This is a genomic window from Pseudomonas sp. MF6755, assembly GCF_016405635.1.
Classification (GTDB): domain Bacteria; phylum Pseudomonadota; class Gammaproteobacteria; order Pseudomonadales; family Pseudomonadaceae; genus Aquipseudomonas; species Aquipseudomonas haemolytica.
On record NZ_JAEKDA010000007.1, the window covers coordinates 212,627 to 237,256 of the forward strand.

The window sequence follows — 24,630 nt, forward strand, 5'->3', positions numbered from 1 at the left end:
GAGGCTGATGTTTTGCTCGAGGCCCGGTACAATCCGGGCCTTGTTGTCTCCACGTTTCTAGACAGGATCACTATGCCGGCTTCATTCGTTCATCTGCGCCTGCACACTGAATACTCCCTGGTCGACGGCCTGGTACGGATCAAACCACTGGTCAAAACCCTGGTGGGCATGAACATGCCTGCGGTGGCGGTTACCGATCAGAACAACATGTGCTCCCTGGTCAAGTTCTACAAGAACGCCATGGGCGCCGGCATCAAGCCGATCTGTGGCGCCGACCTGTGGCTGTCCAACAAAGACCCGGATAACCCCCTGAGCCGTATCAGCCTGCTGGCGATGAACGGCGTGGGTTACCGCAACCTTACCGAACTGATTTCCCGTGGCTTTATCGACGGCCAGCGCAACGGCTCGATCATCATCGAGCGCGAGTGGGTTGCGCAAGCCAGCGAAGGCGTGATCATGCTCTCGGCGGCCAAAGAGGGTGAAATCGGTATCGCGCTGCTGGGCGGTAACCCCCAGGAAGCCGAAGTGCTGGCCCGCGAGTGGATGCAGGTTTTTCCGGACCGCTTCTACCTGGAAGTGCAGCGCACCAATCGCCCCAACGATGAAGAGCACCTGCACGCGGCGGTGGCCCTGGCCGACAAGTTGGGTGCGCCGCTGGTGGCGACCAACGATGTGCGCTTTATCAAGAAAGAAGACTTCGAAGCCCACGAGACCCGCGTGTGCATCGGTGAAGGCCGGGCCCTGGATGACCCGCGTCGCTCGAAAAATTACAGCGAAGAGCAGTACCTCAAAAGCGCCGAGGAAATGGCGGAGTTGTTCAGCGACTTGCCCGAGGCCCTGGAAAACTCCGTCGAAATCGCCAAGCGCTGCAATATTGAAGTGAAGCTGGGCAAGCACTTCCTGCCCAACTTCCCGATTCCCGATGGCATGACCATCGATGAGTACTTCCGCAAGGTGTCGTTCGATGGCCTGGAAGAACGCCTCAGCGTCCTGTTGCCCAAGGACACCACCGAAGATTACGAAGCCAAGCGTCAGGTGTATGTCGATCGGTTGAATTTCGAGCTGGATATCATTATTCAGATGGGGTTCCCGGGCTACTTCCTGATCGTAATGGACTTTATCCAGTGGGCCAAAAGCAACGGCGTGCCGGTAGGCCCGGGCCGGGGGTCAGGTGCTGGCTCGCTGGTGGCCTATGTACAGAAGATTACCGACCTTGACCCGCTGGAATATGACCTGCTGTTCGAACGGTTCCTGAACCCGGAACGGGTATCCATGCCCGACTTCGACGTCGACTTCTGCATGGACGGCCGTGATCGGGTCATCGAATACGTGGCCGAGAAATACGGCCGAAACGCTGTAAGCCAGATCATCACCTTCGGTTCGATGGCCGCCAAGGCGGTAATCCGTGACGTGGCGCGGGTGCAGGGCAAGTCCTACGGTCTGGCGGATCGCCTGTCGAAGATGATCCCGTTCGAAGTCGGCATGACCCTGGAAAAAGCCTACGAGCAGGAAGAGATCCTGCGCGACTTCATCAAGGTCGATGAAGAAGCCGCGGAAATCTGGGACATGGCGCGCAAGCTTGAAGGCGTGGTGCGTAACGTCGGTAAACACGCCGGTGGCGTAGTTATCGCCCCAACCAAGCTGACCGACTTTTCGCCGATCTATTGCGATGAAGAAGGCGGCGGCCTGGTTACCCAGTTCGACAAGGACGACGTGGAGGCGGCCGGCCTGGTGAAGTTCGACTTCCTGGGCCTTCGGACCCTGACCATCATCGACTGGGCACTCAAGACCATCAACCGCGACCGCGCCAAGGTCGGCGAAGAACCGCTGGATATTGCGTTTATCCCGCTGGACGACAAACCGACCTACAGCCTGTTGCAAAAAGCCGAAACCACGGCGGTGTTCCAGCTTGAATCCCGGGGCATGAAGGAGCTGATCAAAAAGCTCAAGCCCGACTGCCTGGAAGACTTGATCGCACTGGTGGCCCTGTTCCGTCCGGGCCCGCTGCAATCAGGCATGGTGGATGACTTCATCAACCGTAAGCACGGCCGCGCCGAACTGGCTTACCCGCACTCCGACTACCAGTACGAGGGCCTGAAGCCCGTATTGGCACCGACCTACGGCATCATCCTGTATCAGGAACAGGTGATGCAGATTGCCCAGGTGATGGCTGGCTACACCCTTGGTGGTGCGGATATGCTGCGTCGCGCCATGGGTAAGAAAAAGCCCGAGGAAATGGCCAAGCAGCGTGGCGGTTTCATTGAGGGCTGTGCGACTAACAATATCGACGCCGACCTGGCGGGTAATATTTTCGACCTGGTGGAGAAATTCGCCGGTTATGGCTTCAACAAATCCCACTCCGCCGCCTACGGCCTGGTGTCGTACCAGACCGCCTGGCTGAAAGCCCACTATCCGGCGCCGTTCATGGCCGCGGTACTCTCGGCGGATATGCACAACACCGACAAGGTCGTGACCTTGATCGAGGAAGTGCGCACCATGAAACTGCGCCTCGACGCGCCGGACGTGAACGCCTCGGAGTTCAAGTTCACGGTGAACGACGAAGGCCGCATCATCTATGGCCTCGGCGCGATCAAGGGCGTGGGCGAAGGCCCGGTGGAAGCCATCACCGAGGCGCGCCAGGACGGGCCGTTCAAGGATCTGTTCGACTTCTGTGCCCGGGTTGACCTCAAGCGCATCAACAAGCGCACCCTCGATGGCTTGATTCGCAGCGGCGCACTCGACCGGCTCGGCCCGTATTTCCATGATGAACCGAAGGCTTACCAGGCCAATATCGACCGCAACCGCGCGGTGTTGCTCACCGCCATGGAAGAGGCGATCAAGGCCGCCGAACAGACCGCCCGGACCCATGACAGCGGCCACGCCGACCTGTTTGGCGGGTTGTTCGTCGAAGAAGATGCGGATGTCTACGCCAACCATCGCAAGGCCAAGGAACTGACCCTCAAGGAACGCCTCAAGGGTGAGAAAGACACCTTGGGTCTTTACCTCACCGGTCACCCGATTGACGAGTACGAAGGCGAGATCCGGCGGTTTGCCCGCCAGCGCATCATCGACCTGAAGCCGGCGCGGGATACCCAGACCGTCGCCGGCATGATCATCGCCCTGCGGGTGATGAAAAATAAGAAGGGCGACAAGATGGGCTTTATCACCCTGGATGACCGCTCGGGGCGTATCGAGGCTTCGCTGTTTGCCGACGCCTTCCACTCTGCCCAGTCGCTGCTGCAGACCGACGCCATGGTGGTGGTGGAAGGGGAGGTCAGCAACGACGATTTCTCCGGCGGCCTGCGCCTGCGCATCAAGCGGGTGATGAGCATGGAAGATGCCCGCACCAACCTGGCCGAAAGCCTGCGCTTGAAGGTCAAGACCGAAGCGCTCAAGGGCGATCAGCTACGCTGGTTGGGTGACCTGCTCAAACGCCACCGTGGCGCATGCCCGGTGACCATGGAGTACACCGGCAGTGAAGCCAAGGCCATGTTGCAGTTTGGCGAGACGTGGCGAATTGATCCTGCTGATGGCTTGATTCAAGCTTTGCGTGACCAGTTCGGGCGAGACAACGTCTTCCTCCAATACCGCTGAACGGTCAGAACGCCTGACCTCGGCTAAACATTTAATCTCGACCTAAACGCGCCTCTCCCTTAAGGTAGGGCGCGAATAGACAACCGGCTGGCCAGGCACCCCTTGGCCGTCGACCCAAGACGGACGCTTATGAACCCGAATTTTCTTGATTTCGAACAGCCGATCGCTGACCTGCAAGCCAAGATCGAAGAACTGCGCCTGGTCGGCAATGACAATTCGCTGAACATCGGCGATGAGATCGCTCGCCTGCAAGACAAGAGCAGTACGCTCACCGAAGACATCTTCGGCAAGCTGACCAGCTGGCAGATCGCGCGCCTGGCTCGCCACCCGCGCCGTCCGTACACCCTGGACTACATCGAGCATATCTTTACCGAGTTCGACGAGTTGCACGGCGACCGCCACTTCTCCGACGACGCGGCCATCGTGGGCGGTATTGCTCGCCTGGACGACCAGCCGGTGATGGTGATCGGTCACCAGAAAGGCCGTGAAGTGCGCGAGAAAGTACGCCGCAACTTCGGCATGCCGCGTCCGGAAGGCTACCGCAAGGCTTGCCGCCTGATGGAAATGGCCGAACGCTTCAAGATGCCGATCCTGACCTTCATCGACACCCCAGGTGCCTACCCAGGCATCGACGCCGAAGAGCGTAACCAGAGTGAAGCGATTGCCTGGAACCTGCGCGTCATGGCCCGCCTGAAAACCCCGATCATTGCCACCGTAATCGGCGAAGGTGGTTCCGGTGGTGCACTGGCCATTGGTGTCTGCGACCAGTTGAACATGCTGCAGTACTCGACCTACGCGGTGATCTCGCCGGAAGGTTGCGCCTCGATCCTGTGGAAAACCGCCGAAAAAGCGCCGGATGCTGCTGAAGCCATGGGTATCACTGCCGATCGCCTCAAAGGCCTGGGTATTGTGGATAAAGTTATCGCCGAACCACTGGGCGGCGCTCACCGTGATCCGGCTGCAGCTGCCGCGACCATCCGTGCTGAGCTGGGCTCGCAACTGGCGATGCTCAAGAAGCTGGATAGCGAAGCGCTACTGGCCCGTCGTTACGAGCGCCTGATGAGCTACGGTCTCTAAAGTCGACGCCGTAACTCAATGTGGGAGGGGGCTTGCTCCCGATAGCAGTGGATCAGTCACCCGATGCAGTGACTGACACTCAGCAATCGGGAGTAAGCCCCCTCCCACATTTGCTTTGTGTATGCTCGGCCCACGTATTCCAGATTTGCGGCGGTGACATCTGATGAAACCGGCTCTACCCGCCAGACTCCTGAAAACCTTGGCCCCTTGGCGCAATGCCCCCGCCTGGCATATCGCATTCTCCGGTGGCCTCGATTCCACCGTGCTGCTGCACCTTCTGGCTTCCCTGGCAAACACCGAAACCCTGCCGCCCATCAGCGCTGTGCATGTCCATCATGGGCTGCAAGCGGCCGCTGACGCCTGGCCCAGTCATTGCCAAGCGTTATGTGACAGCCTGGGCATACCTTTGCAGGTTTTGCGTGTACAGGTGCAACCCGGTGCCAGCCTGGAGCGGGCTGCGCGTAACGCACGTTACCAGGCGTTTACCGAGGTGATCGGGGCGGGGGAGGTGCTGCTCACCGCCCAGCATCGCGACGATCAAGCCGAAACCCTGCTGTTCCGCCTGTTGCGCGGCGCCGGAGTGCGTGGGCTGGCGGCAATGCCCGAGTGTCGCCGGTTGGCGACGGGGTACGTGGTGCGGCCATTGCTGGCGGTTTCCCGCGGAGCACTGCAAGCCTACGCCCACGAACACCAATTGAAGTGGATTGAAGACCCTTCGAACGCCGATCCACGGTTCTCGCGCAATTACCTGCGTCACCAGGTCTTTCCAACGCTGACGCAGCGCTGGCCCCAGGCAGTCTCAAGCCTGGCGCGCACTGCCGAGCACCTGAGTGAAGCCCAGGGCCTGCTCGATGAGCTGGCGCACATGGACCTGATCGCTGCGGATCAGCCTTCAGCGTTTCCCTGGTTGCCTTTACCCTCCTTGACTCTTGCTCCGTTGCGCGATCTTTCCGATGCCCGCCAGCGCAACGCCCTGCGGCATTGGCTGACTCCGCTGACTCGATTGCCTGACAGCGACCACTGGGCCAGTTGGTATGCCCTGCGCGATGCCAAAGGCGACGCACAGCCAGTGTGGTGCCTGGCCGACGGCCAATTGCATCGCTGCGGTGAGCGGATCTGGTGGTTGCCTACAGCATGGTCGGAGTTTTCTGACGTACCGGTGAGCTGGCCGGATCCGCAAAAGCCACTAGAGTTACCTGGCAATGGTCAGCTGAGCTTCAGCCGCAATACCCCCGAAGGTTCATTGGTGATCCGTTATCGCCAGGGCGGCGAAATCGTCGAAGTGCCAGGCCGCGGCCGGCGCGACTTGAAGCGCCTGCTGAATGAAAGTGGTTTGCCGGGCTTCGTCCGTGGCAGATTGCCGCTGGTCTATCGGGGCGAGCAATTGCTGGCTGTCCCAACCGTCGCGGGGGCATGGGCCGGCTCAATGGATGACGGGCAATTACATTGGTTGCCACAGACCTGCGATCAAGGTTTGAGCTGATAGAGCCTTTCCGGTAGACTACGCTCCCTTCTTGATACAACTTCTGTGGATTCGACTGAATTGCAGCAGTTGCCGATTACCAAGCAGTCTTTGCTGGGCGATTCCAAAAAATGTGTAGCGATCAACGTACCGGTGTTTCATTGCTGGTCTGTCACAACGCGGCGGTTTTTTTGAAAGGTGCACTGTGATTAATGCAGGTGATCGGGGGCTTCGGCCTTCCTTCGCTTTCCCCGGCGGCTCGGACCGCTTTAACGCAGACTTCTAGGGTTTTTCATGACGCGCTACATATTCGTCACGGGCGGTGTTGTTTCTTCATTGGGGAAAGGCATTGCCTCCGCTTCATTGGCGGCCATCCTGGAGGCGCGGGGACTTAAGGTCACCATGCTCAAGCTGGACCCGTACATCAACGTTGACCCGGGCACCATGAGCCCGTTCCAGCACGGTGAAGTGTTCGTCACCCACGACGGCGCCGAGACCGACCTGGACCTGGGCCACTACGAGCGGTTCATCCGCACGACCATGACCCAGAACAACAACTTCACCACCGGCCGTGTCTACGAGCACGTGCTGCGCAAGGAGCGTCGTGGTGACTACCTGGGTGCAACCATCCAGGTGATCCCGCACATCACCGACGAAATCAAGCGCCGCATCATCAAGGGTGCAGGCGATGCCGACGTGGCGATGGTCGAGATCGGTGGCACCGTGGGTGACATCGAATCCCAACCGTTCCTCGAAGCCATCCGCCAGCTGCGTTTCGAAGTCGGCGCCAAGCGCGCGATGCTGATGCACCTGACGCTGGTGCCGTACATCGCCACCGCCGGCGAAACCAAGACCAAGCCCACCCAGCACTCGGTCAAGGAGCTGCGTTCCATCGGCTTGCAGCCGGACGTGCTGGTGTGCCGCTCCGATCACCCGATCGACATTTCCTCGCGCCGCAAGATCGCGCAATTCACCAACGTTGAAGAACGTGCGGTGATTGCCCTGGAAGACGCCGATACCATCTACAAGATCCCGGGCATCCTGCATTCGCAGGGGCTGGATGATTTTGTGGTCGAGCGTTTCGGCCTGCAGTGCAATGGCGCGGACCTGTCCGAGTGGGAAGCGGTGGTCGATGCCAAGCTCAACCCTGAGCATGAAGTCACTATCGCCATGGTCGGCAAGTACATGGAGCTGCTGGATGCGTACAAGTCGCTGATCGAAGCGATGAGCCACGCCGGCATCAGCAACCGTACCAAGGTCAACCTGCGCTACATCGATTCCGAAGACATCGAGAACCAGGGCACCGCGCTGCTCGAAGGTGTCGACGCGATCCTCGTTCCAGGCGGTTTCGGCCTGCGTGGCGTGGAAGGCAAGATCACCGCGGTGCAATATGCCCGTGAAAACAAGGTGCCGTACCTGGGTATCTGCCTGGGCATGCAAGTGGCCGTCATCGAGTTCGCGCGTAACGTGCTGGGCTGGAAAGACGCCAACTCCACCGAGTTCGATCACACCAGCGGCCACCCGGTCGTGGGCCTGATCACCGAGTGGGAAGACGCCACCGGCGCTGTTGAAACCCGTACCGAAACTTCCGACCTGGGCGGCACCATGCGCCTTGGCGCACAGGATTGCCTGCTGGAAGCCGGTTCGCTGGTACACGACTGCTACGGCAAGGATGTGATCGTCGAGCGTCACCGTCACCGCTACGAAGTGAACAACAATCTGCTGCCGCAGATCAAAGAAGCCGGCCTGAAAATCTCCGGTCGCTCCGGTGATGGCAAGCTGGTTGAAGTGGTCGAGGCTCCGGATCATCCGTGGTTCGTGGCCTGCCAGTTCCACCCTGAGTTCACCTCGACGCCGCGCGACGGTCACCCGTTGTTCAGCGGTTTCGTCAAAGCAGCACTGACGCAACATCAGAAGAAGGCGTAAACCTGATGGCCCAGAAGATCATTCGCGTAGGCGACATCGAGATTGCCAACGACAAGCCCATGGTGCTGTTCGGCGGCATGAACGTGCTGGAAAGTCGCGACATGGCAATGCAGGTCTGTGAAGAGTACGTGCGGGTCACCCAGAAACTGGGTATCCCTTATGTGTTCAAGGCCAGCTTCGACAAGGCCAACCGTTCGTCCGTGACCTCCTATCGCGGCCCGGGCCTTGAAGAAGGCATGCGGATCTTCCAGGACATCAAGCAAGCCTTCGGCGTGCCGATCATCACCGACGTCCACGAGCCTGAACAGGCTGCCGTGGTCGCCGAGGTGTGCGACATCATCCAGCTGCCGGCCTTCCTGTCACGCCAGACCGACCTCGTGGTCGCCATGGCCAAGACCGGCGCTGTGATCAATATCAAGAAAGCCCAGTTCCTCGCGCCCCAGGAAATGAAACACATCCTGAGCAAGTGTGTGGAGGCGGGTAACGACCAGTTGATCCTCTGTGAGCGTGGTTCGAGCTTCGGCTACAACAACCTCGTGGTGGACATGCTCGGTTTCGGCATCATGAAGCAGTTCGAATACCCGGTGTTCTTCGACGTGACCCACGCGCTGCAAATGCCCGGTGGTCGCTCGGACTCTGCTGGCGGGCGGCGTGCCCAGGTGACCGACCTGGCCAAGGCGGGCATGAGCCAGTCCCTGGCTGGCCTGTTCCTCGAAGCGCACCCGGATCCGGACAACGCCAAGTGCGACGGCCCATGCGCCCTGCGCCTGGACAAGCTGGAGCCATTCCTGGCCCAACTCAAGCAGTTGGACGAGCTGGTCAAGAGTTTTCCGACAGTAGAGACCGCGTAACTGCCATTTCTCCGGTAAAGTATCCCACGCTAAATGCTCAGGTCCTTGGGCCTGAGCCTTGTCGTCTGCAAGCCTGCCCCGTTGTTCCACCCTTGCGGTCGGTCAAAAGATTTCCTTCAGCTGCGTCGTTTTCGTCAACTTTGGAGTGTTTACAACAATGGCAAAAATCGTCGACATCAAAGGTCGTGAAGTTCTCGACTCCCGTGGCAACCCCACCGTCGAAGCCGACGTGCTTCTCGATAACGGCATCATCGGCAGCGCCTGCGCGCCGTCCGGTGCTTCCACCGGTTCGCGCGAAGCGCTGGAACTGCGTGATGGCGACAAGAGCCGTTACCTGGGCAAGGGTGTACTCAAGGCTGTAGCCAACATCAACGGTCCGATTCGTGACCTGTTGCTGGGCAAGGACCCGCTGGACCAGAAAGCCCTGGACCACGCGATGATCAAGCTCGATGGCACCGAAAACAAAGGCAGCCTGGGCGCCAACGCGATCCTCGCCGTCTCCCTGGCTGCTGCCAAGGCCGCTGCCCAGGACCAGGACCTGCCGTTGTACGCGCACATTGCCAACCTGAACGGCACTCCAGGCGTGTACTCGATGCCGGTTCCGATGATGAACATCATCAACGGTGGCGAGCACGCTGATAACAACGTCGACATCCAGGAATTCATGGTGCAGCCGGTGGGCGCCAAGTCCTTCTCCGAAGGCCTGCGCATGGGTACCGAGATTTTCCATCACCTCAAGGCTGTACTGAAGGCCCGTGGCCTGAGCACCGCAGTAGGTGACGAAGGTGGTTTCGCACCGAACCTGGCCTCCAACGAAGATGCACTGAAAGTGATCTCCGAAGCCGTGGCCAACGCTGGCTACAAACTGGGCACCGACGTGACCCTGGCTTTGGACTGCGCTGCCAGCGAGTTCTACGAAGACGGCAAGTACAACCTGTCCGGCGAAGGCCAGGTGTTCAACTCCGAAGGTTTCGCTGAATACCTCAAGGGCCTGACCCAGCGCTACCCGATCATCTCGATCGAAGACGGCCTGGACGAGTCCGACTGGGATGGTTGGCAAATCCTCACCGACAAGATCGGCGAGAAAATCCAGCTTGTGGGTGACGACCTGTTCGTGACCAATACCAAGATCCTGAAAGAAGGCATCGACAAGAAGATCGCCAACTCGATCCTGATCAAGTTCAACCAGATCGGCACCCTGACCGAAACCCTTGAAGCCATCCAGATGGCCAAGGCTGCGGGCTACACCGCCGTGATCTCCCACCGCTCCGGCGAAACCGAAGACTCCACCATTGCCGACCTGGCCGTGGGTACTTCGGCGGGCCAGATCAAGACCGGTTCCCTGTGCCGTTCTGATCGCGTTTCCAAGTACAACCAATTGCTGCGCATCGAAGAGCAATTGGCAGGTAAAGCCAAGTACAACGGTCGCGGTGAGTTTCGCGGTTAATCAGTAAATGGTAAAAAGTCGGCGGATTGCGTCAGAAATCTCACGAAAGTATGAATTTCGGCGCTAATCTGCTGACTGACAAGCACAAGCCTGGTTTTTCCAGGCTTCGTGCTATCAGTTGCTGCAAAAGGTTTGCATGACTGTCTTTTTTCACTGGATACCCGGATTTCGATGCGCAGTCCCAATTGGTTGTTCCTCGTCTTGCTCTTGTTGCTGGCTGGCCTGCAGTACCGCCTATGGGTCGGTAATGGCAGCTTTGCGCAGGTGGAAGAGCTGACCCAGCAAATTGCCGACCAGCGTGCCGAAAACGAACGCCTGCTGGAGCGCAACCGCGTCCTGGATGCCGAAGTGCTTGAGCTGAAAAAAGGTACGGAGACCGTTGAAGAGCGGGCTCGCCATGAGTTGGGCATGGTCAAGGAGGGCGAAACCCTCTACCAGTTGGCCCAATGAATAATGCTTTACCGGCCTTTTGGGCCGTGATTCCTGCCGCGGGCGTCGGTGCCCGTATGGCCGCGGACCGTCCCAAGCAATACCTGCAATTGGGCGGGCGCACTATTCTCGAACACAGCCTCGGCTGTTTTCTCGACCATCCAGCGCTCAAGGGCCTGGTGGTCAGTCTTGCAGATGATGATCCTTATTGGCCCACCTTGGCGTGCGCCACTGACCCACGTATCCAGCGTGCGGATGGTGGTTCGGAACGCTCCGGCTCGGTGCTCAATGCACTGCTGCACCTCAACGCCCTGGGCGCCAGTGATGACGACTGGGTGTTGGTGCACGATGCTGCGCGGCCTAACTTGAGCCGCGATGACCTCGACAAGCTCCTGGCGGAATTGGCCGATGATCCAGTGGGCGGCTTGCTGGCGGTACCCGCCCGCGACACCCTCAAGCGTGTCGACAAGCATGGCCGCGTGGTTGAAACCGTTGACCGCAGCCTGATCTGGCAGGCTTACACGCCGCAGATGTTCCGCTTGGGTGCCTTGCACCGCGCCTTGGCCGACAGCCTGGTAGCGGACGCCGTGATCACCGACGAAGCTTCGGCCATGGAATGGTCTGGCCAGGCGCCGCGGCTGATTGAAGGGCGTGCGGATAATATCAAGGTGACCCGCCCTGAAGATTTGGAGTGGTTGCGGTTGCGGTGGGCGAACCGCGGGTAGGCAGTTAAACAGCGTCGACTTCATCGCAGGCAAGCCAGCTCCCACCTTTAACCGCGTTTACCCTGTAGGCATGCGGTCAATGTGGGAGAGGCTGGCACAAACAGCCATTGATTACCGGCTGTACTCCGGCCGCTCAGCCAACCCCTCCTTCAAGTAATCCACCAACTTCCTGACCTTCGGTGACAAATGCCGTTGCTGTGGATACAGCGCCCACACCGCGGTATTGGGCGGTTGGTGGGCCTCGAGCAACGACACCAGCGTGCCTTTGTGCAAATGTTCCAGCACGTAATAGTCCGGCAGTTGGCATAAACCAACGCCTTGCAGCGCTGCGTCCAGCACCGCTTGCCCACTGTTGCAGCGCCAGTTGCCCTGCACACGCTGGGAAAACTCCCGCCCATCCTGGGCCAGTTGCCAGATATCCGAGCTGCCGATCAGGCAGTTATGCCGGCTCAGCTCCGACAAACTATGCGGCCGACCATAGCGTTTGAGGTAGGAGGGCGACGCGCACAGGTACATGCGCCGAGGCGCCAGGCGGCTGGCGACCATGCGCGAGTCTTGCAGGCGCCCCAGGCGGATGGCCAGGTCGAGGCCTTCATGGACCAGGTCCAGCGGGCGATTGGTCAGCTCGATATCCACGCGCAATTGCGGATAGAGCGCCATGAACCGCGTGACCAAAGGCACGATAAAACGTTCGCCGTACGCCACGGCGCAGGTCATGCGCAACATGCCCTTGGGTTCGCTGGTGAGGTCGCCCACCGCACGCAAGGCTTCTTCACGACCGTCCTGCAGGCGTTGGCAGTGTTGCAGGAACGTCTGGCCCGCTTCGGTCAATGTGACCTTTCGCGTACTGCGGTACAGCAATCGGGTTTGCAGGCGTTCTTCCAGGCGCGCCACCTGCCGGCTGATGTGGGAGGACGATACCCCCAGCCGCTCGGCCGCTGCTGTGAATTGGCTGCATTCGGCGACCGCGACAAACTCATCGATGCCTTCCCAGCGGTTCTCCAGCATGTTGATTGTCCCCATATAGCAATAATGTTTTGCTTTTGCCCGGATTATTCATCACCTGGCTATGTTTTACACTGACGGTCTTAGTTTTCAACCCGATGGAGAAACCCGGATGATCAAGTCCCGTGCCGCCGTAGCCTTCGAAGCCAAGAAGCCCCTTGAGATTGTTGAAGTGGATGTCGCCATGCCCAAGGCCGGCGAGGTGCTGTTGCGGGTGGTTGCGTCCGGCGTGTGCCATACCGACGCTTACACGTTGTCGGGCGCAGACCCGGAAGGCATTTTCCCTTCGATCCTTGGCCACGAAGGTGGCGCAGTGGTGGAAGCCATCGGCGAGGGCGTGACCTCGGTAGCCGTCGGCGACCATGTGATCCCGCTGTACACCCCGGAATGTGGCAAGTGCAAATTCTGCCTGTCGGGCAAGACCAACCTGTGCCAGGCCATTCGTTCCACCCAGGGCAAGGGCTTGATGCCGGATGGCACCACGCGTTTCTCCTACAAAGGTCAGCCGATCTTCCACTACATGGGCACGTCGACGTTCTCCGAGTACACCGTGCTGCCGGAAATCTCCGTGGCCAGGATTCCTAAAGAAGCGCCGCTGGAGAAAGTCTGCCTGCTCGGTTGCGGCGTCACCACCGGCATTGGCGCGGTGATCAACACCGCCAAGGTCAAGCCAGGCGACACCGTAGCGATCTTCGGTCTCGGTGGCATTGGCCTGTCGGCGGTGATCGGTGCGGTCAAGGCCAAGGCCGGCCGCATCATCGCCATTGATATCAACCCGGCCAAGTTCGAAATCGCCAAGCAACTGGGCGCCACCGATTGCATCAACCCGAAAGACTACGATCGCCCAATCCAGGACGTGATTGTCGACCTGACCGATGGCGGCGTGGATTTTTCCTTCGAGTGCATCGGCAATGTGCAACTGATGCGTGCGGCCCTTGAGTGCTGCCACAAAGGCTGGGGCGAATCGGTGATCATCGGTGTTGCCGGTGCTGGCCAGGAGATCGCCACGCGTCCGTTCCAACTGGTCACCGGACGCGTCTGGCGCGGTTCGGCGTTTGGTGGCGTGCGTGGTCGTACGGAGTTGCCAAGCTATGTGGAAATGGCCCAGACCGGCGAAATTCCACTGGATACCTTCATCACCCACACCATGGGTCTGGAAGATATCAACAAAGCGTTTGACCTGATGCATGAAGGCAAGAGCATTCGTACCGTCATTCACTTCTGAGGTTGGCCATGAGTCTGGAAAACCTGTCATGCCAGAAGAGCTTCGGCGGCTGGCATAAACGCTACAAGCATAATTCCGATGTGCTCGGTTGCGACATGACCTTCGCCGTCTACCTGCCGCCGCAAGCGGAGCAGGGCGGCAAGTTGCCGGTGCTGTACTGGCTGTCCGGCTTGACCTGCACCGATGAGAACTTCATGCAGAAGGCCGCAGCCCAGCGCATGGCTGCCGAGCTGGGCTTGATCATCGTGGCGCCGGACACCAGCCCCCGTGGCCCTGGTGTGCCGGACGATCCGGATAACGCCTGGGACTTCGGCCTCGGTGCCGGTTTCTATCTGAATGCCACCCAGGAGCCCTGGGCCAAGCACTATCGGATGCATGACTACGTGGTGCAGGAATTACCGGCATTGGTGGAGGCGCATTTCCCTGCGTCGGATAAACGTGGCATCAGCGGTCACTCCATGGGCGGGCACGGCGCGCTGGTCTGTGCGTTGCGCAACCCTGGGCGTTACCAGTCGGTATCGGCGTTTTCGCCGATCAACAATCCGATGGACTGCCCCTGGGGTCAGAAAGCCTTTTCCCGTTACCTGGGCGAAGAGCGTTCGAAGTGGCGTGAGTGGGACGCCTGCGTACTGATCAGCGAAGCCTCGGAAAAGCTGCCGCTGCTGGTGGATCAGGGGGATCGCGACGATTTTCTCACGGTTCAGCTCAAGCCTGAGGCCCTGATGCAAGCGGCCAAGGCAGCCGGCCACCCGCTGGAACTGCGCCTGCAGCCCGGCTATGACCACAGCTACTTCTTTATCGCCAGCTTCATCGAAGACCATTTGCGACATCATGGTCGTGCTTTGCTCGGTTAATGTGCGGCAAAAGTAGGTAGAATCACGCCCTGAATTAAATCGGGGCGTTTTTTTATGCGTATTGGCCACGGCTACGATGTGCACCGTTTCGCTGAAGGCGATTTCATCACCTTGGGCGGCGTGCGCATTGCACACCACCATGGGTTGCTGGCTCATTCCGACGGCGACGTTGTCTTGCATGCCTTGAGCGATGCGTTGCTCGGTGCGGCGGCATTGGGGGACATCGGCAAGCACTTTCCGGATACCGATCCCACCTTCAAAGGTGCGGACAGCCGTGTGTTGTTGCGCCATGTGGTCGGCTTGATCCATGCCAAAGGCTGGAGGGTCGGTAACGTCGATAACACCATCGTGGCCCAGGCGCCGAAAATGGCCCCGCATATCGAAGCGATGCGTGCGCTGATTGCCGCAGACCTGCAAATTGAATTGGATCAAGTCAACGTGAAAGCCACCACCACCGAAAAGCTAGGGTTTACCGGTCGTGAAGAGGGCATCGCGGTGCACTCCGTCGCCTTGTTGCTGCGCGCATGAACGACCTGCAACTGCTGGGCCCACGGGCCTACGGCGAGGCCCTGGGCAGCGCAGTGCTGAAGGCTACGGCCGAAGACTTCCAGGTTGATGAAGTGCTGGACATCCCGCTGACCGGCGAGGGCGAGCACCTGTGGCTGTGGGTGGAAAAGCGCGGCTTGAATACCGAAGAGGCTGCACGGCGTATCGCCAAGGCCGCCGGTGTGCCGTTGCGCACCGTCAGCTATGCCGGGCTCAAGGACCGCCAGGCCCTGACCCGGCAATGGTTCAGCGTGCAACTGCCCGGCAAGGCCGACCCGGACATGAGCGGTGCGGAAAACGATACCCTCAAGATCCTGAAAACCGCCCGTCATAAGCGCAAGTTGCAGCGTGGCGCCCATTCGGCCAACGGCTTCACCTTGCGCCTGACCCAGCTGGCCGGCGACACCGCCGCCATCGACGCGCGTTTGCAGTTGATCGCTCAGCACGGCATACCCAATTATTTCGGCGCCCAGCGTTTCGGCCACAACGGCGGTAATGTGGTGGATGCCCGCGAGTGGGCGGCGCGCAAGGCCCTGCCGGAGCAGCGCAATGTGCGCTCGCGACTGTTGTCTACCGCCCGCAGCTACTTGTTCAATAAAGTGCTGGCGGCGCGTGTCGCCGACGGTTCCTGGCAGCGCGCCCAAGTGGGTGACCTGCTGGCTTTTACTGACAGTCGCAGTTTTTTTTCGGCCGGGGAGGCTGAATGCAGCGACCCGCGCCTGGCGATCCTGGACCTGCACCCGACCGGCCCGCAGTGGGGCGAGGGTGACTCGCCAGCGACAGGTCTTACACATGAACTGGAACAATCTGTCGCTGCCAGCGAGGCCGACCTGCGTGATTGGTTGGTGAATGCAGGTATGAGCCAGGAACGTCGCATTCTGCGACTGCCCATTGGCGGGTTGACGTGGCATTATCCCGAGCCTGACATTCTGCAATTGGAATTCGTCCTGCCGGCCGGATGCTTCGCCACTGTCTTGGTGCGCGAACTTGTTGATCTGGTGCCGGTGGGGCAGACGGACAGCCCATGCGTATTCTGATATCAAACGATGACGGTGCCACCGCGCCCGGTCTTGCCGCGCTCTATGCTGCGTTGCAAGATTACGCCGAGTGCGTGGTGGTTGCCCCCGACCAGGACAAGAGCGGCGCCAGCAGTTCGCTGACGCTCGACCGTCCACTGCACCCGCAGGTCCTGGCCAATGGCTTTATCAGCGTGAACGGCACCCCCACCGACTGCGTGCACCTGGCGATCAACAGTTTGCTGGAGCATGAGCCGGACCTGGTGGTTTCGGGTATCAACCTGGGCGCCAACCTGGGTGATGACGTGCTGTATTCCGGCACCGTGGCGGCGGCCCTTGAAGGGCGCTTTCTGGGTCGCACCGCGTTCGCTTTCTCCTTTGCCTCGCGCCAATTGGATAACCTGGCGACGGCGGCGTATTTCGCACGCAAGCTGGTGCAAGCTCATGGCTCGCTGGACCTGCCGCCGCGTACGGTACTCAACGTCAATATCCCCAACTTGCCCCTCGATCATATCCGCGGTATCCAGCTCACGCGCCTGGGCCATCGCGCCCGTGCGGCGGCGCCCCTGAAGGTGGTCGATCCGCGCGGCAAGGAAGGCTATTGGATTGCCGCAGCCGGTGACGCCGAGGATGGCGGAGAGGGCACGGACTTTCACGCGGTGATGCAAGGTTATGTGTCGATTACCCCGTTGCAGTTTGATCGCACCTTCAGTGATGCCTTCAGTGGTCTCGATGGCTGGCTGGAGGGTCTGCGTTGATGGCTCGTGAACAAGACGACCTGTTGCGCCGTGGCATCGGGATGACGTCCCAGCGCACGCGGGAGCGATTGATCCAGCGCCTGTATGAAGAGGGCTTGTCCAACCCCCAGGTACTGGAAGTGATCCGGCGCACGCCGCGGCATCTGTTTGTCGATGAAGCCTTGGCGCACCGCGCCTATGAAGACACGGCGTTGCCCATCGGCCACAACCAGACTATCTCCCAGCCGTACATGGTTGCGCGCATGAGCGAGCTGCTGCTGGCGGCGGGGCCTTTGGACAAGGTGCTGGAAATCGGTACGGGTTCTGGCTACCAGACGGCCGTGCTGTCGCAATTGGTGGAGCGGGTGTTCTCGGTAGAGCGCATCAAGGTGCTGCAGGACCGGGCCAAGGAACGTCTGGTGGAGCTGAACCTGCGCAACGTGGTGTTTCGCTGGGGCGACGGCTGGGAAGGCTGGCCGGCGCTGGCGCCGTACAACGGCATCATCGTCACCGCGGTGGCCACTGATGTGCCGCAAGCCTTGCTGGATCAATTGGCACCTGGCGGGCGGCTGGTCATCCCGGTGGGCTCCGGCGAAGTGCAACAGTTGATGCTTATTATCCGTGAAGATGAAGGCTTTTCCCGGCATGTGCTCGGTGCCGTGCGATTCGTACCGTTGCTCAATGGTCCGCTGGCCTGATGATTTCTTCGCAAGCAGTGAATTCTGTTGGCGAGGATGTGTCTTACGGCGGGGTCTATTGAATCAACATGCTTGGCGGCCGGTATTAAACATGATGAATTTTTCGTTTCAGTCGTGTGCCGGTAAAAAGCCAACGCCCAGTTATACTTGCGTCATATTTCAAGCCTGATACAGGCGTTAACGTTCAGCCACCACAAAGGGAGCGGCGGGTGAGTCTCACAGGTCCTGCGCAGCGAATGAGTAAAACAAGCTTTCAGCGACTGGTGCTTGGCCTTGTCTTGAGTTCCTTATTGGCGGCCTGCTCGAGCACGCCATCGGGCGGTGCGCGGGTAGTTGACCGCGCAGCACCGCAAAGACCGACGGTGACCACCGGCCAATATGTGGTGCGCAAGGGCGACACACTGTTCTCGATCGCCTTCCGTTATGGCTGGGACTACAAAGCGCTGGCCGCCCGTAACAACATTCCTGTGCCTTATACGATACATCCCGGCCAGACTATCCGTTTCGATGGTCGCTCCGGTTCGGCATCTACGGCAGTTGTGACAAAATCGGGATCTTCGCCCTCGTCTTCGAGCAAAACTACCGTCATCACCCGGCCCGCAGGTAGCGCCGCGCCTACGGTTGCGGGCAAGCCGGCACCCGCGCCGCTGCCACCTGCGGGGCCTGCACCGACCGGTTGGGGGTGGCCTTCAAACGGAGTGTTAATTGGAAAATTCTCTTCAAACGGTAGTTTGAATAAAGGCATTGATATCGCCGGGGATTTGGGACAGCCTGTTTTAGCTGCGTCTGATGGGACAGTGGTGTACGCCGGGAGTGGTTTACGGGGCTACGGCGAGCTGGTCATCATCAAACACAGCGATACCTACGTCAGTGCCTACGGTCACAACCGCAGGTTGTTGGTTCGGGAGGGGCAGCAAGTCAAAGTCGGACAGACAATTGCCGAAATGGGGTCAACTGGTACAGACCGGGTGAAACTGCACTTTGAGATTCGCCGCCAAGGGAAACCTGTAGATCCGCTGCAATTCTTACCCCGTCGTTGATATGTTGCACAGCCTGTTCCCTCACGTAGAAGGAACAGGCTCCAGCGTTGCCAAGGATAAAGGCGTCGCTTGAGCTTGAGGTCGAACTCACCAAAGGACTATAACAATGGCTCTCAGTAAAGAAGCGCCGGAGTTTGACATCGACGATGAGGTTCTCCTTATGGAGGCCAGTATCGATACGGATTCGATGTCAGATAATGAAGGAGCGGCACCACCTTCAGTTCGCACCAAATCCAAGAACTCCACCGCGTTAAAGCAACACAAGTACATTGATTACACGCGGGCGCTCGACGCGACTCAGCTGTACCTCAATGAAATCGGCTTTTCCCCTCTGTTGACCCCCGAAGAAGAAGTCCATTTTGCGCGTCTGTCGCAAAAGGGCGATCCGGCTGGGCGCAAACGCATGATTGAAAGCAACCTGCGCCTGGTGGTGAAAATCGCTCGACGCTACGTCAATCGTGGGTTATCCCTGCTGGACCTGATCGAGGAAGGCAACCTGGGCCTGATCCGGGCGGTGGAGAAGTTCGACCCTGAGCGGGGCTTCCGCTTTTCAACCTATGCCACCTGGTGGATCCGACAGACCATCGAACGGGCGATCATGAATCAGACCCGTACGATCCGGCTGCCGATCCATGTGGTCAAGGAGCTCAACGTCTACCTGCGGGCAGCGCGTGAGCTCACTCAAAAACTCGATCATGAACCTTCGCCTGAAGAGATCGCCAACCTGCTGGAAAAACCGGTAGGGGAGGTCAAGCGCATGCTGGGCCTTAACGAGCGGGTATCTTCGGTCGATGTCTCGCTGGGACCGGATTCGGATAAAACCCTGCTGGACACCCTGACGGATGATCGTCCAACGGATCCTTGCGAACTGTTACAGGACGTTGATCTTTCCCAAAGTATTGACCAGTGGTTGTCAGAGCTTACGGACAAGCAGCGTGAGGTGGTGATTCGCCGCTTCGGCCTGCGCGGCCATGAGAGCAGCACCCTGGAGGATGTAGGTCTGGAGATCGGCCTGACCCGTGAGCGGGTGCGACAGATCCAGGTGGAGGGCCTCAAGCGCTTGCGTGAGATCCTCGAGAAGAATGGCTTGTCGAGCGAGTCGTTGTTCCAATAGGAAGCGACTCTGCTTGAATGCTTGAATGCGGGAGGGGGCTTGCTCCCGATAGCGGTGTGTCAGTCAATCCAAATATCGACTGGTCCACCGCTATCGGGAGCAAGCCCCCTCCCACATTTTACGTATGGCATTTTTATTTATGTATGACCAAATTCCAGGCATAAAAAAACCCCGCTTTTAAGGGCGGGGTTTTTTCGACTGAGTCAGTACAAGTTAGATAACTTGAACTTCTTCAGCTTGCATGCCTTTCTGACCGCGGGTAGCGATGAAAGAAACCTGTTGGCCTTCTTTCAGGCTTTTGAAGCCGTCGGATTGGATAGCTTTGAAGTGAACGAACAGGTCGTCACCGGATTGTGGAGTGATGAAGCCGAAGCCTTTTTCATCGTTGAACCACTTAACGGTACCAGTTTGGCGATTAGACATGGTGTAACTCCTTGAACAAAGTTAACTGCGACTCAGGAAAAGCCCTGGCCGAGACTGAGTGCAAAGAGCAGGAAAAATTCTTGGAGATGGTTGGATCGAAATTCAACATATCGTGTAGAGATTCTCAGTGACACAAGCAACACAGTGGCGCCACCTTAACCCTTTTTCAGGAACGTGCCAATGGTATTTCCGAAGGTTTCTCTAATTTCGTGACTGACGGTGGTATTTACAGTCACCCTTGACGGTAACCCGGACACCGGCCCCGCTGGCTGCGGCTTATGGCGGGCCGTGCATTCAGCAAGAAAACCCCTGTGGCCTTTGAACCCCAGGGCCGGCCCCGGTAAGATGGCCCACAGATTTTTTCCACCTCGCTATTCAGGACACCGCCATGAGCATCAAATCGGACAAGTGGATTCGCCGCATGGCGCAGGAACACGGCATGATCGAGCCGTTCGTCGAGCGCCAGATTCGTGGTGAAGGCGATGAACGTGTCATTTCGTACGGCGTTTCCAGCTATGGCTACGATGTGCGTTGCGCCGATGAATTCAAGGTGTTCACCAACATCAATTCGGCGATCGTCGACCCGAAGAACTTCGACGAAAAAAGCTTCGTCGACGTCAAGAGCGACGTGTGCATCATCCCGCCAAACTCATTTGCCCTGGCGCGTACTGTGGAATTCTTCCGTATTCCTCGCGACGTGTTGACCATTTGCCTGGGTAAAAGCACCTACGCGCGCTGCGGCATTATCGTCAACGTGACGCCGCTTGAACCGGAGTGGGAAGGCCACGTGACCCTGGAGTTTTCCAACACCACTACCTTGCCGGCGAAGATTTACGCCAACGAAGGCGTGGCACAGATGCTGTTCCTGCAGTCCGACGAGGCTTGTGAAGTGTCCTACAAAGACCGTGCAGGCAAGTATCAGGGCCAGCGTGGCGTCACTCTCCCACGCGCTTGATCGAAAGCTCCTACGGTCAAAGGGAATTAGTCTGCGGAAAGTGACTCTATCTAGGTGTACTGCCTCGGCGCGTGCAAAACGCGTCGGGCCACGCTTGAGGAGTACCTTATGAAGATCGACCCGCGAATCAGCGCAGAACTCGCCCGGCTTGAACCCAACCAGATTGGTGTTCTGGCCTGGTCCCTGATGGCCAACCCCGCTCACGCGGGCGGCATTCCCCCCGGCCAACCTGAGCCCGATTACCCACAGCCCACCGAACCAGGTGAGCCTACCCTGCCTGATGAGCCACCACCGGCACCTGTCGCCTGATATTCGGACGGCCGGTCAGCGCTTCACTGAATCGGCCAAACCCTGTGGTCGCCGATCACAAAGATTCGGTGGTCATCATCCTGCTCCACGGCATAACCTCCCGTGAATGCGCCAAACGCCGGTAGCAGGCTGACCCGCTTACCCATCTGGAAGCACGGCAGGCGCAAGCGCTGACGGCCTTTGCCGCACAAGCGATACACCGGATGCACGTGCCCCGCCAATACATGGTGGCTAGGGTGAGCGTCGGGTTCGTGTTGCAAGGCGAAAGGGCCCATCAATAGCGGCTCCGGGACTACCTCAATTCTCAAGTCGTCCGGGGGATCGCCGGCGCGTTTATCGTGATTGCCGCGAATCAAGGTCAAGGCCAACTCGCCATTGCGTGCACGCCAGGCCCGGATCGCGCTGAGGGTGCTGCTGGCGTGAGAGCCTGGGCCATGCAGGAAGTCACCGAGAAAGATCAACTGCGCGCAAGGCAGCGCCGCCAATAGCCTGTCCAGGCGTTCCAGATTGGCCGTGGTGGTGCCCTGGGGCACAGGTTGTCCCAGGCTGCGATAGGCCGATGCTTTGCCAAAATGCGCATCGGCAATCAGCAGGCACTGACGAGCGGGCCAGTACAGCGCCTTGTCCGCCAATAACCACAGCTCTTCGCCCTCCAGTGTCAGTGTGCAATGCATCAACCTTTTCCTTTATCCGCGACTTTTTCCAAATCCTTGACCATTCGTGCAATGCGCTCCGAGAGTTTTTCCGAGCTCATGCTTTCGCGCATGCGCTCAACCAGCAGCGGGAAGGCTAGGGGCGTAGGTCGCTGAATCACGTGCAGGTCCAGCTTCAGCGCCGCTAAATGTCGTAATGTCTGTTCCAGCCTACGAATATCCAACTCATCACGCAGGACTTCTTCCCCGGCTTGGGCCAGCAACAGGTTCTGCGGGTCGTACTGTTTGAACACTTCAAAGAACAGGCCGCTGGAGGCTTGCACCTGCCGCGTGCTTTTCGGCGCGCCTGGATACCCGGCAAACACCAGCCCGGCGATCCGCGCAATCTCGCGAAAGCGGCGCAGGGCAAGCTCTCCGGCATTCAGGCTGGCGACCACGTCCGCCAGCAAGTGCTGCGGGCTCAGTAACGCCGCATTCAACAGCTGCGGCCAGTGCACCTCGGTAGCACTCAATAGCTCCAGGCCATAATCATTCACTGCAATCGAAAAGGTCAGCGGCTGCTGTTGGCTGACCCGCCACGCCAGCAAACTCGCCAGGCCCAGGTGTACCTGGCGCCCGGCGAATGGATACAGGAACAGGTGCCAGCCCTCCCGCGATTGCAGGGTTTCTGCCAGCAGATTCCCGCGTGTGGGCAGGCCGGACCAGCGCAGTTGGGTGTGCAATAACGGTTGTACCGCCTGCATCTCCGGGCCGTCGAAGTGCCCTTGCGCTGCGGCATCAAAACGTTCGACCACCGCCTGGGCCAGTTCATTGGAAAGTGGCATGCGCCCGCCATTCCAGCGTGGCACGGCAGCTTTTTTTGCGTTGCTGCGACGTACATAGGCGGTCATGTTTTCCACCCGTACAAGTTCCAGCAACCGCCCGGCGAACAGGAAGCCATCCCCGGGCTTGAGCCGTGCAATAAAGCCTTCCTCGACACTGCCCAGGTTCTTGCCGCCGCCGCCCTTGCTCCAGAACTTCAACTGGATGCTCGCGTCGCTGACGATGGTCCCCACGCTCATGCGATGGCGGCGCGCCAAGCGCGCATCCGGGACACGCCAGATACCGTGCTCGTCGGGCTCCACGCGGCGGTAATCCGGATAAGCGGTGAGTGACAGGCCACCATGGCGCACAAACCCTAAGGCCCAGGCCCAATCCGCTTCGGTGAGGTCGCGATAGGCCCAGGCGCCGCGCACTTCTGCCAGCAATGCATCCGGGGTAAACCCGCCGCCGAGGGCCATGCTGACCAGGTGTTGTACGAGCACATCCAGCGGTTTGTGAGGCGATTCCCGCGCTTCGATGCGCCGCTGGGAAATTGCATCCTGGGCGGCTGCGGCTTCCACCAGTTCGAGACTGTGGGTCGGCACCAGTGTTACCCGTGATGGCCGCCCCGGCGCATGGCCGGAGCGCCCGGCGCGTTGCATCAGTCGCGCCACGCCCTTGGCGGAGCCAATCTGCAGCACCCGTTCCACTGGCAGGAAGTCGACTCCCAAGTCCAGGCTGGAGGTACACACCACCGCCTTGAGCTGGCCGTCTTTCAAGGCGCGCTCCACCCAGTCCCGGGTTTCCCGCGATAACGAACCGTGGTGCAGAGCAATCAATCCGGCCCAGTCCGGGCGGGCCTCCAGAATCGCCTGATACCAGATCTCCGATTGCGCCCGAGTATTGGTAAACACCAGGCAACTGCTGCTGGCCTCCACCTCGGCGACCACCTGCGGCAACATCTTCAAGCCAATATGCCCAGCCCAGGGAAAACGCTCGGTGACGGGCGGCAGCAAGGTGTCGACCTTCAGCTCCTTGGCCGTTTGCCCCTGTACATTGATCCCGCCACCCTGTGGCACCAGTACCTCCAGCGCGTGGGCCTGATTACCCAAGGTCGCCGAAATACCCCACACCATCAGCTCAGGATGCCAGCGCCGCAAGCGTGCCAGCGCCAGTTGCAACTGCACGCCGCGCTTATTGCCGATCAGTTCGTGCCATTCGTCCACGATCACCATGCGCAGGTGCGCCAGGCTGGTTTCACTGTCGGCCCGCGCCAGCATCAACGTCAGGCTTTCCGGAGTGGTGACCAATGCGGTGGGTTGACGACGTGTCTGGCGGGCGCGTTCGCTGCTGCTGGTATCGCCGGTGCGCAGGCCCACGCTCCAGGGAATCTGCAGGGCGTCCAGCGGTGCCTGCAGGGCGCGTGCGGAGTCGGCGGCCAAGGCGCGCATGGGCGTGATCCACAACACGGTCAGCGGCTCAGCGGGTGGTTTGCGCTTGCCAGTGGCGGGCGGGCGAGTGATGGCGAAACGATTGAGGGCGGCAAACCACAGGGCATAGGTTTTACCCGCACCGGTGCTGGCATGCAGTAACCCTGATTGGCCCGCCTTGACCGCTGCCCAGACGTCTTTCTGAAAGGCGAACGGTTTCCAGCCTTTGGGGGCAAACCATTGTTTTGCGAAGTCGTGGGTTTTTGCCATGCGGCAGCTGACGCTCTGGAGGCTCTATTGCAGAGACCCTCCA

The 24,630-nt window shown here is 59.6% G+C and carries 22 protein-coding genes; 18 read left to right on the forward strand and 4 right to left on the reverse strand.

Translation table 11 applies throughout. The annotated features are described in order from the left end of the window. Positions 1–72 precede the first annotated feature (72 nt). The 8 genes from dnaE (at position 73) to ispD (ending at position 11,511) form a co-directional block, all read left to right on the forward strand. Positions 73–3,594, forward strand: a complete 3,522-nt coding sequence (gene dnaE, locus JFT66_RS11285) for a DNA polymerase III subunit alpha (protein ID WP_034118461.1) — start codon at positions 73–75, stop codon at positions 3,592–3,594. 129 nt (positions 3,595–3,723) lie between these two features. Beyond that, on the forward strand, positions 3,724–4,671 hold the full coding sequence (locus JFT66_RS11290) for an acetyl-CoA carboxylase carboxyltransferase subunit alpha (RefSeq protein WP_034118462.1): 948 nt from the start codon (positions 3,724–3,726) through the stop codon (positions 4,669–4,671). Between the two features lie 163 nt (positions 4,672–4,834). Further along, the gene (gene tilS, locus JFT66_RS11295) at positions 4,835–6,154 is read left to right on the forward strand and encodes a tRNA lysidine(34) synthetase TilS (protein ID WP_198859274.1); all 1,320 of its coding nucleotides are present in this window, start codon (positions 4,835–4,837) and stop codon (positions 6,152–6,154) included. 273 nt (positions 6,155–6,427) lie between these two features. Beyond that, positions 6,428–8,059 carry a CTP synthase gene (locus JFT66_RS11300; protein WP_034118464.1) on the forward strand — a complete coding sequence of 544 codons (1,632 nt, stop codon included), beginning with the start codon at positions 6,428–6,430 and terminating at the stop codon, positions 8,057–8,059. 5 nt (positions 8,060–8,064) lie between these two features. Beyond that, the gene (gene kdsA, locus JFT66_RS11305) at positions 8,065–8,910 is read left to right on the forward strand and encodes a 3-deoxy-8-phosphooctulonate synthase (RefSeq protein WP_003189190.1); all 846 of its coding nucleotides are present in this window, start codon (positions 8,065–8,067) and stop codon (positions 8,908–8,910) included. Positions 8,911–9,067: 157 nt separating this feature from the next. Beyond that, positions 9,068–10,357: a phosphopyruvate hydratase gene (gene eno / locus JFT66_RS11310; RefSeq protein WP_034118465.1), complete on the forward strand. Its 1,290-nt coding sequence runs from the start codon at positions 9,068–9,070 to the stop codon at positions 10,355–10,357. A gap of 171 nt (positions 10,358–10,528) precedes the next feature. Beyond that, positions 10,529–10,807: a cell division protein FtsB gene (gene ftsB / locus JFT66_RS11315; protein ID WP_003189195.1), complete on the forward strand. Its 279-nt coding sequence runs from the start codon at positions 10,529–10,531 to the stop codon at positions 10,805–10,807. After that, on the forward strand, positions 10,804–11,511 hold the full coding sequence (gene ispD, locus JFT66_RS11320) for a 2-C-methyl-D-erythritol 4-phosphate cytidylyltransferase (RefSeq protein ID WP_153837621.1): 708 nt from the start codon (positions 10,804–10,806) through the stop codon (positions 11,509–11,511). The genes ftsB and ispD overlap by 4 nt, the downstream gene beginning before the upstream one ends. A 111-nt stretch (positions 11,512–11,622) precedes the next feature. On the opposite strand, the gene JFT66_RS11325 is transcribed toward ispD, so the two are convergent. Next, complete coding sequence (locus tag JFT66_RS11325) at positions 11,623–12,519, reverse strand: LysR substrate-binding domain-containing protein (protein ID WP_034118468.1); 897 nt, start codon at positions 12,517–12,519, stop codon at positions 11,623–11,625. Positions 12,520–12,628: 109 nt separating this feature from the next. On the opposite strand from JFT66_RS11325, the gene JFT66_RS11330 reads away from it, so the two are divergent. The 8 genes from JFT66_RS11330 (at position 12,629) to rpoS (ending at position 19,746) form a co-directional block, all read left to right on the forward strand. Continuing rightward, positions 12,629–13,741 (forward strand): S-(hydroxymethyl)glutathione dehydrogenase/class III alcohol dehydrogenase, encoded by a 1,113-nt coding sequence (locus JFT66_RS11330; protein WP_034118469.1) that lies wholly within the window; start codon positions 12,629–12,631, stop codon positions 13,739–13,741. Between the two features lie 2 nt (positions 13,742–13,743). Next, positions 13,744–14,595 carry an S-formylglutathione hydrolase gene (gene fghA / locus JFT66_RS11335; protein ID WP_198859275.1) on the forward strand — a complete coding sequence of 284 codons (852 nt, stop codon included), beginning with the start codon at positions 13,744–13,746 and terminating at the stop codon, positions 14,593–14,595. Between the two features lie 54 nt (positions 14,596–14,649). Continuing rightward, positions 14,650–15,123 carry a 2-C-methyl-D-erythritol 2,4-cyclodiphosphate synthase gene (gene ispF / locus JFT66_RS11340; RefSeq protein ID WP_034118472.1) on the forward strand — a complete coding sequence of 158 codons (474 nt, stop codon included), beginning with the start codon at positions 14,650–14,652 and terminating at the stop codon, positions 15,121–15,123. Beyond that, positions 15,120–16,178 carry a tRNA pseudouridine(13) synthase TruD gene (gene truD, locus JFT66_RS11345; RefSeq protein WP_198859276.1) on the forward strand — a complete coding sequence of 353 codons (1,059 nt, stop codon included), beginning with the start codon at positions 15,120–15,122 and terminating at the stop codon, positions 16,176–16,178. Before ispF ends, truD begins: the two co-directional genes overlap by 4 nt. Beyond that, complete coding sequence (surE, locus tag JFT66_RS11350; protein WP_153837624.1) at positions 16,166–16,915, forward strand: 5'/3'-nucleotidase SurE; 750 nt, start codon at positions 16,166–16,168, stop codon at positions 16,913–16,915. Before truD ends, surE begins: the two co-directional genes overlap by 13 nt. A gap of 41 nt (positions 16,916–16,956) precedes the next feature. After that, on the forward strand, positions 16,957–17,592 hold the full coding sequence (locus tag JFT66_RS11355) for a protein-L-isoaspartate(D-aspartate) O-methyltransferase (protein ID WP_198809603.1): 636 nt from the start codon (positions 16,957–16,959) through the stop codon (positions 17,590–17,592). Between the two features lie 209 nt (positions 17,593–17,801). Then, positions 17,802–18,632 (forward strand): peptidoglycan DD-metalloendopeptidase family protein, encoded by an 831-nt coding sequence (locus tag JFT66_RS11360; RefSeq protein ID WP_034118476.1) that lies wholly within the window; start codon positions 17,802–17,804, stop codon positions 18,630–18,632. Between the two features lie 106 nt (positions 18,633–18,738). Continuing rightward, the gene (rpoS, locus tag JFT66_RS11365; protein ID WP_034118477.1) at positions 18,739–19,746 is read left to right on the forward strand and encodes an RNA polymerase sigma factor RpoS; all 1,008 of its coding nucleotides are present in this window, start codon (positions 18,739–18,741) and stop codon (positions 19,744–19,746) included. 213 nt (positions 19,747–19,959) lie between these two features. On the opposite strand, the gene JFT66_RS11370 is transcribed toward rpoS, so the two are convergent. After that, positions 19,960–20,169, reverse strand: coding sequence for a cold-shock protein (locus JFT66_RS11370; protein WP_002554837.1), 210 nt, complete (start codon positions 20,167–20,169; stop codon positions 19,960–19,962). 388 nt (positions 20,170–20,557) lie between these two features. Here JFT66_RS11370 and dcd point away from each other — a divergent pair, with 388 nt between their 5' ends. After that, the gene (gene dcd, locus JFT66_RS11375) at positions 20,558–21,124 is read left to right on the forward strand and encodes a dCTP deaminase (RefSeq protein ID WP_003189215.1); all 567 of its coding nucleotides are present in this window, start codon (positions 20,558–20,560) and stop codon (positions 21,122–21,124) included. Positions 21,125–21,232: 108 nt separating this feature from the next. Continuing rightward, positions 21,233–21,433 carry a hypothetical protein gene (locus tag JFT66_RS11380; RefSeq protein ID WP_032877358.1) on the forward strand — a complete coding sequence of 67 codons (201 nt, stop codon included), beginning with the start codon at positions 21,233–21,235 and terminating at the stop codon, positions 21,431–21,433. A 23-nt stretch (positions 21,434–21,456) separates the two neighbouring features. Here JFT66_RS11380 and pdeM read toward each other — a convergent pair whose 3' ends face one another. Both pdeM and JFT66_RS11390 read right to left on the reverse strand, forming a co-directional pair. Beyond that, on the reverse strand, positions 21,457–22,107 hold the full coding sequence (gene pdeM, locus JFT66_RS11385; RefSeq protein WP_034118478.1) for a ligase-associated DNA damage response endonuclease PdeM: 651 nt from the start codon (positions 22,105–22,107) through the stop codon (positions 21,457–21,459). After that, entirely contained in the window at positions 22,107–24,587 is a 2,481-nt protein-coding gene (locus tag JFT66_RS11390) for a ligase-associated DNA damage response DEXH box helicase (protein WP_198859277.1), read from the reverse strand. The genes pdeM and JFT66_RS11390 overlap by 1 nt, the downstream gene beginning before the upstream one ends. Positions 24,588–24,630: the final 43 nt, after the last annotated feature.

What these genes read in the sequence shown, in the direction of transcription:
- JFT66_RS11380 (WP_032877358.1), top strand. Translation starts at nt 21,233, where the DNA reads ATGAAGATCGACCCGCGAATCAGCGCAGAACTCGCCCGGCTTGAACCC.
- surE (WP_153837624.1), top strand. Translation starts at nt 16,166, where the DNA reads ATGCGTATTCTGATATCAAACGATGACGGTGCCACCGCGCCCGGTCTT.
- tilS (WP_198859274.1), top strand. Translation starts at nt 4,835, where the DNA reads ATGAAACCGGCTCTACCCGCCAGACTCCTGAAAACCTTGGCCCCTTGG.
- ispF (WP_034118472.1), top strand. Translation starts at nt 14,650, where the DNA reads ATGCGTATTGGCCACGGCTACGATGTGCACCGTTTCGCTGAAGGCGAT.
- truD (WP_198859276.1), top strand. Translation starts at nt 15,120, where the DNA reads ATGAACGACCTGCAACTGCTGGGCCCACGGGCCTACGGCGAGGCCCTG.
- JFT66_RS11370 (WP_002554837.1), bottom strand. Translation starts at nt 20,169, where the DNA reads ATGTCTAATCGCCAAACTGGTACCGTTAAGTGGTTCAACGATGAAAAA.
- ftsB (WP_003189195.1), top strand. Translation starts at nt 10,529, where the DNA reads ATGCGCAGTCCCAATTGGTTGTTCCTCGTCTTGCTCTTGTTGCTGGCT.
- eno (WP_034118465.1), top strand. Translation starts at nt 9,068, where the DNA reads ATGGCAAAAATCGTCGACATCAAAGGTCGTGAAGTTCTCGACTCCCGT.
- JFT66_RS11355 (WP_198809603.1), top strand. Translation starts at nt 16,957, where the DNA reads ATGACGTCCCAGCGCACGCGGGAGCGATTGATCCAGCGCCTGTATGAA.
- JFT66_RS11290 (WP_034118462.1), top strand. Translation starts at nt 3,724, where the DNA reads ATGAACCCGAATTTTCTTGATTTCGAACAGCCGATCGCTGACCTGCAA.
- JFT66_RS11325 (WP_034118468.1), bottom strand. Translation starts at nt 12,519, where the DNA reads ATGCTGGAGAACCGCTGGGAAGGCATCGATGAGTTTGTCGCGGTCGCC.
- JFT66_RS11390 (WP_198859277.1), bottom strand. Translation starts at nt 24,587, where the DNA reads ATGGCAAAAACCCACGACTTCGCAAAACAATGGTTTGCCCCCAAAGGC.
- dcd (WP_003189215.1), top strand. Translation starts at nt 20,558, where the DNA reads ATGAGCATCAAATCGGACAAGTGGATTCGCCGCATGGCGCAGGAACAC.
- JFT66_RS11330 (WP_034118469.1), top strand. Translation starts at nt 12,629, where the DNA reads ATGATCAAGTCCCGTGCCGCCGTAGCCTTCGAAGCCAAGAAGCCCCTT.
- dnaE (WP_034118461.1), top strand. Translation starts at nt 73, where the DNA reads ATGCCGGCTTCATTCGTTCATCTGCGCCTGCACACTGAATACTCCCTG.
- rpoS (WP_034118477.1), top strand. Translation starts at nt 18,739, where the DNA reads ATGGCTCTCAGTAAAGAAGCGCCGGAGTTTGACATCGACGATGAGGTT.
- JFT66_RS11300 (WP_034118464.1), top strand. Translation starts at nt 6,428, where the DNA reads ATGACGCGCTACATATTCGTCACGGGCGGTGTTGTTTCTTCATTGGGG.
- kdsA (WP_003189190.1), top strand. Translation starts at nt 8,065, where the DNA reads ATGGCCCAGAAGATCATTCGCGTAGGCGACATCGAGATTGCCAACGAC.
- ispD (WP_153837621.1), top strand. Translation starts at nt 10,804, where the DNA reads ATGAATAATGCTTTACCGGCCTTTTGGGCCGTGATTCCTGCCGCGGGC.
- pdeM (WP_034118478.1), bottom strand. Translation starts at nt 22,107, where the DNA reads ATGCATTGCACACTGACACTGGAGGGCGAAGAGCTGTGGTTATTGGCG.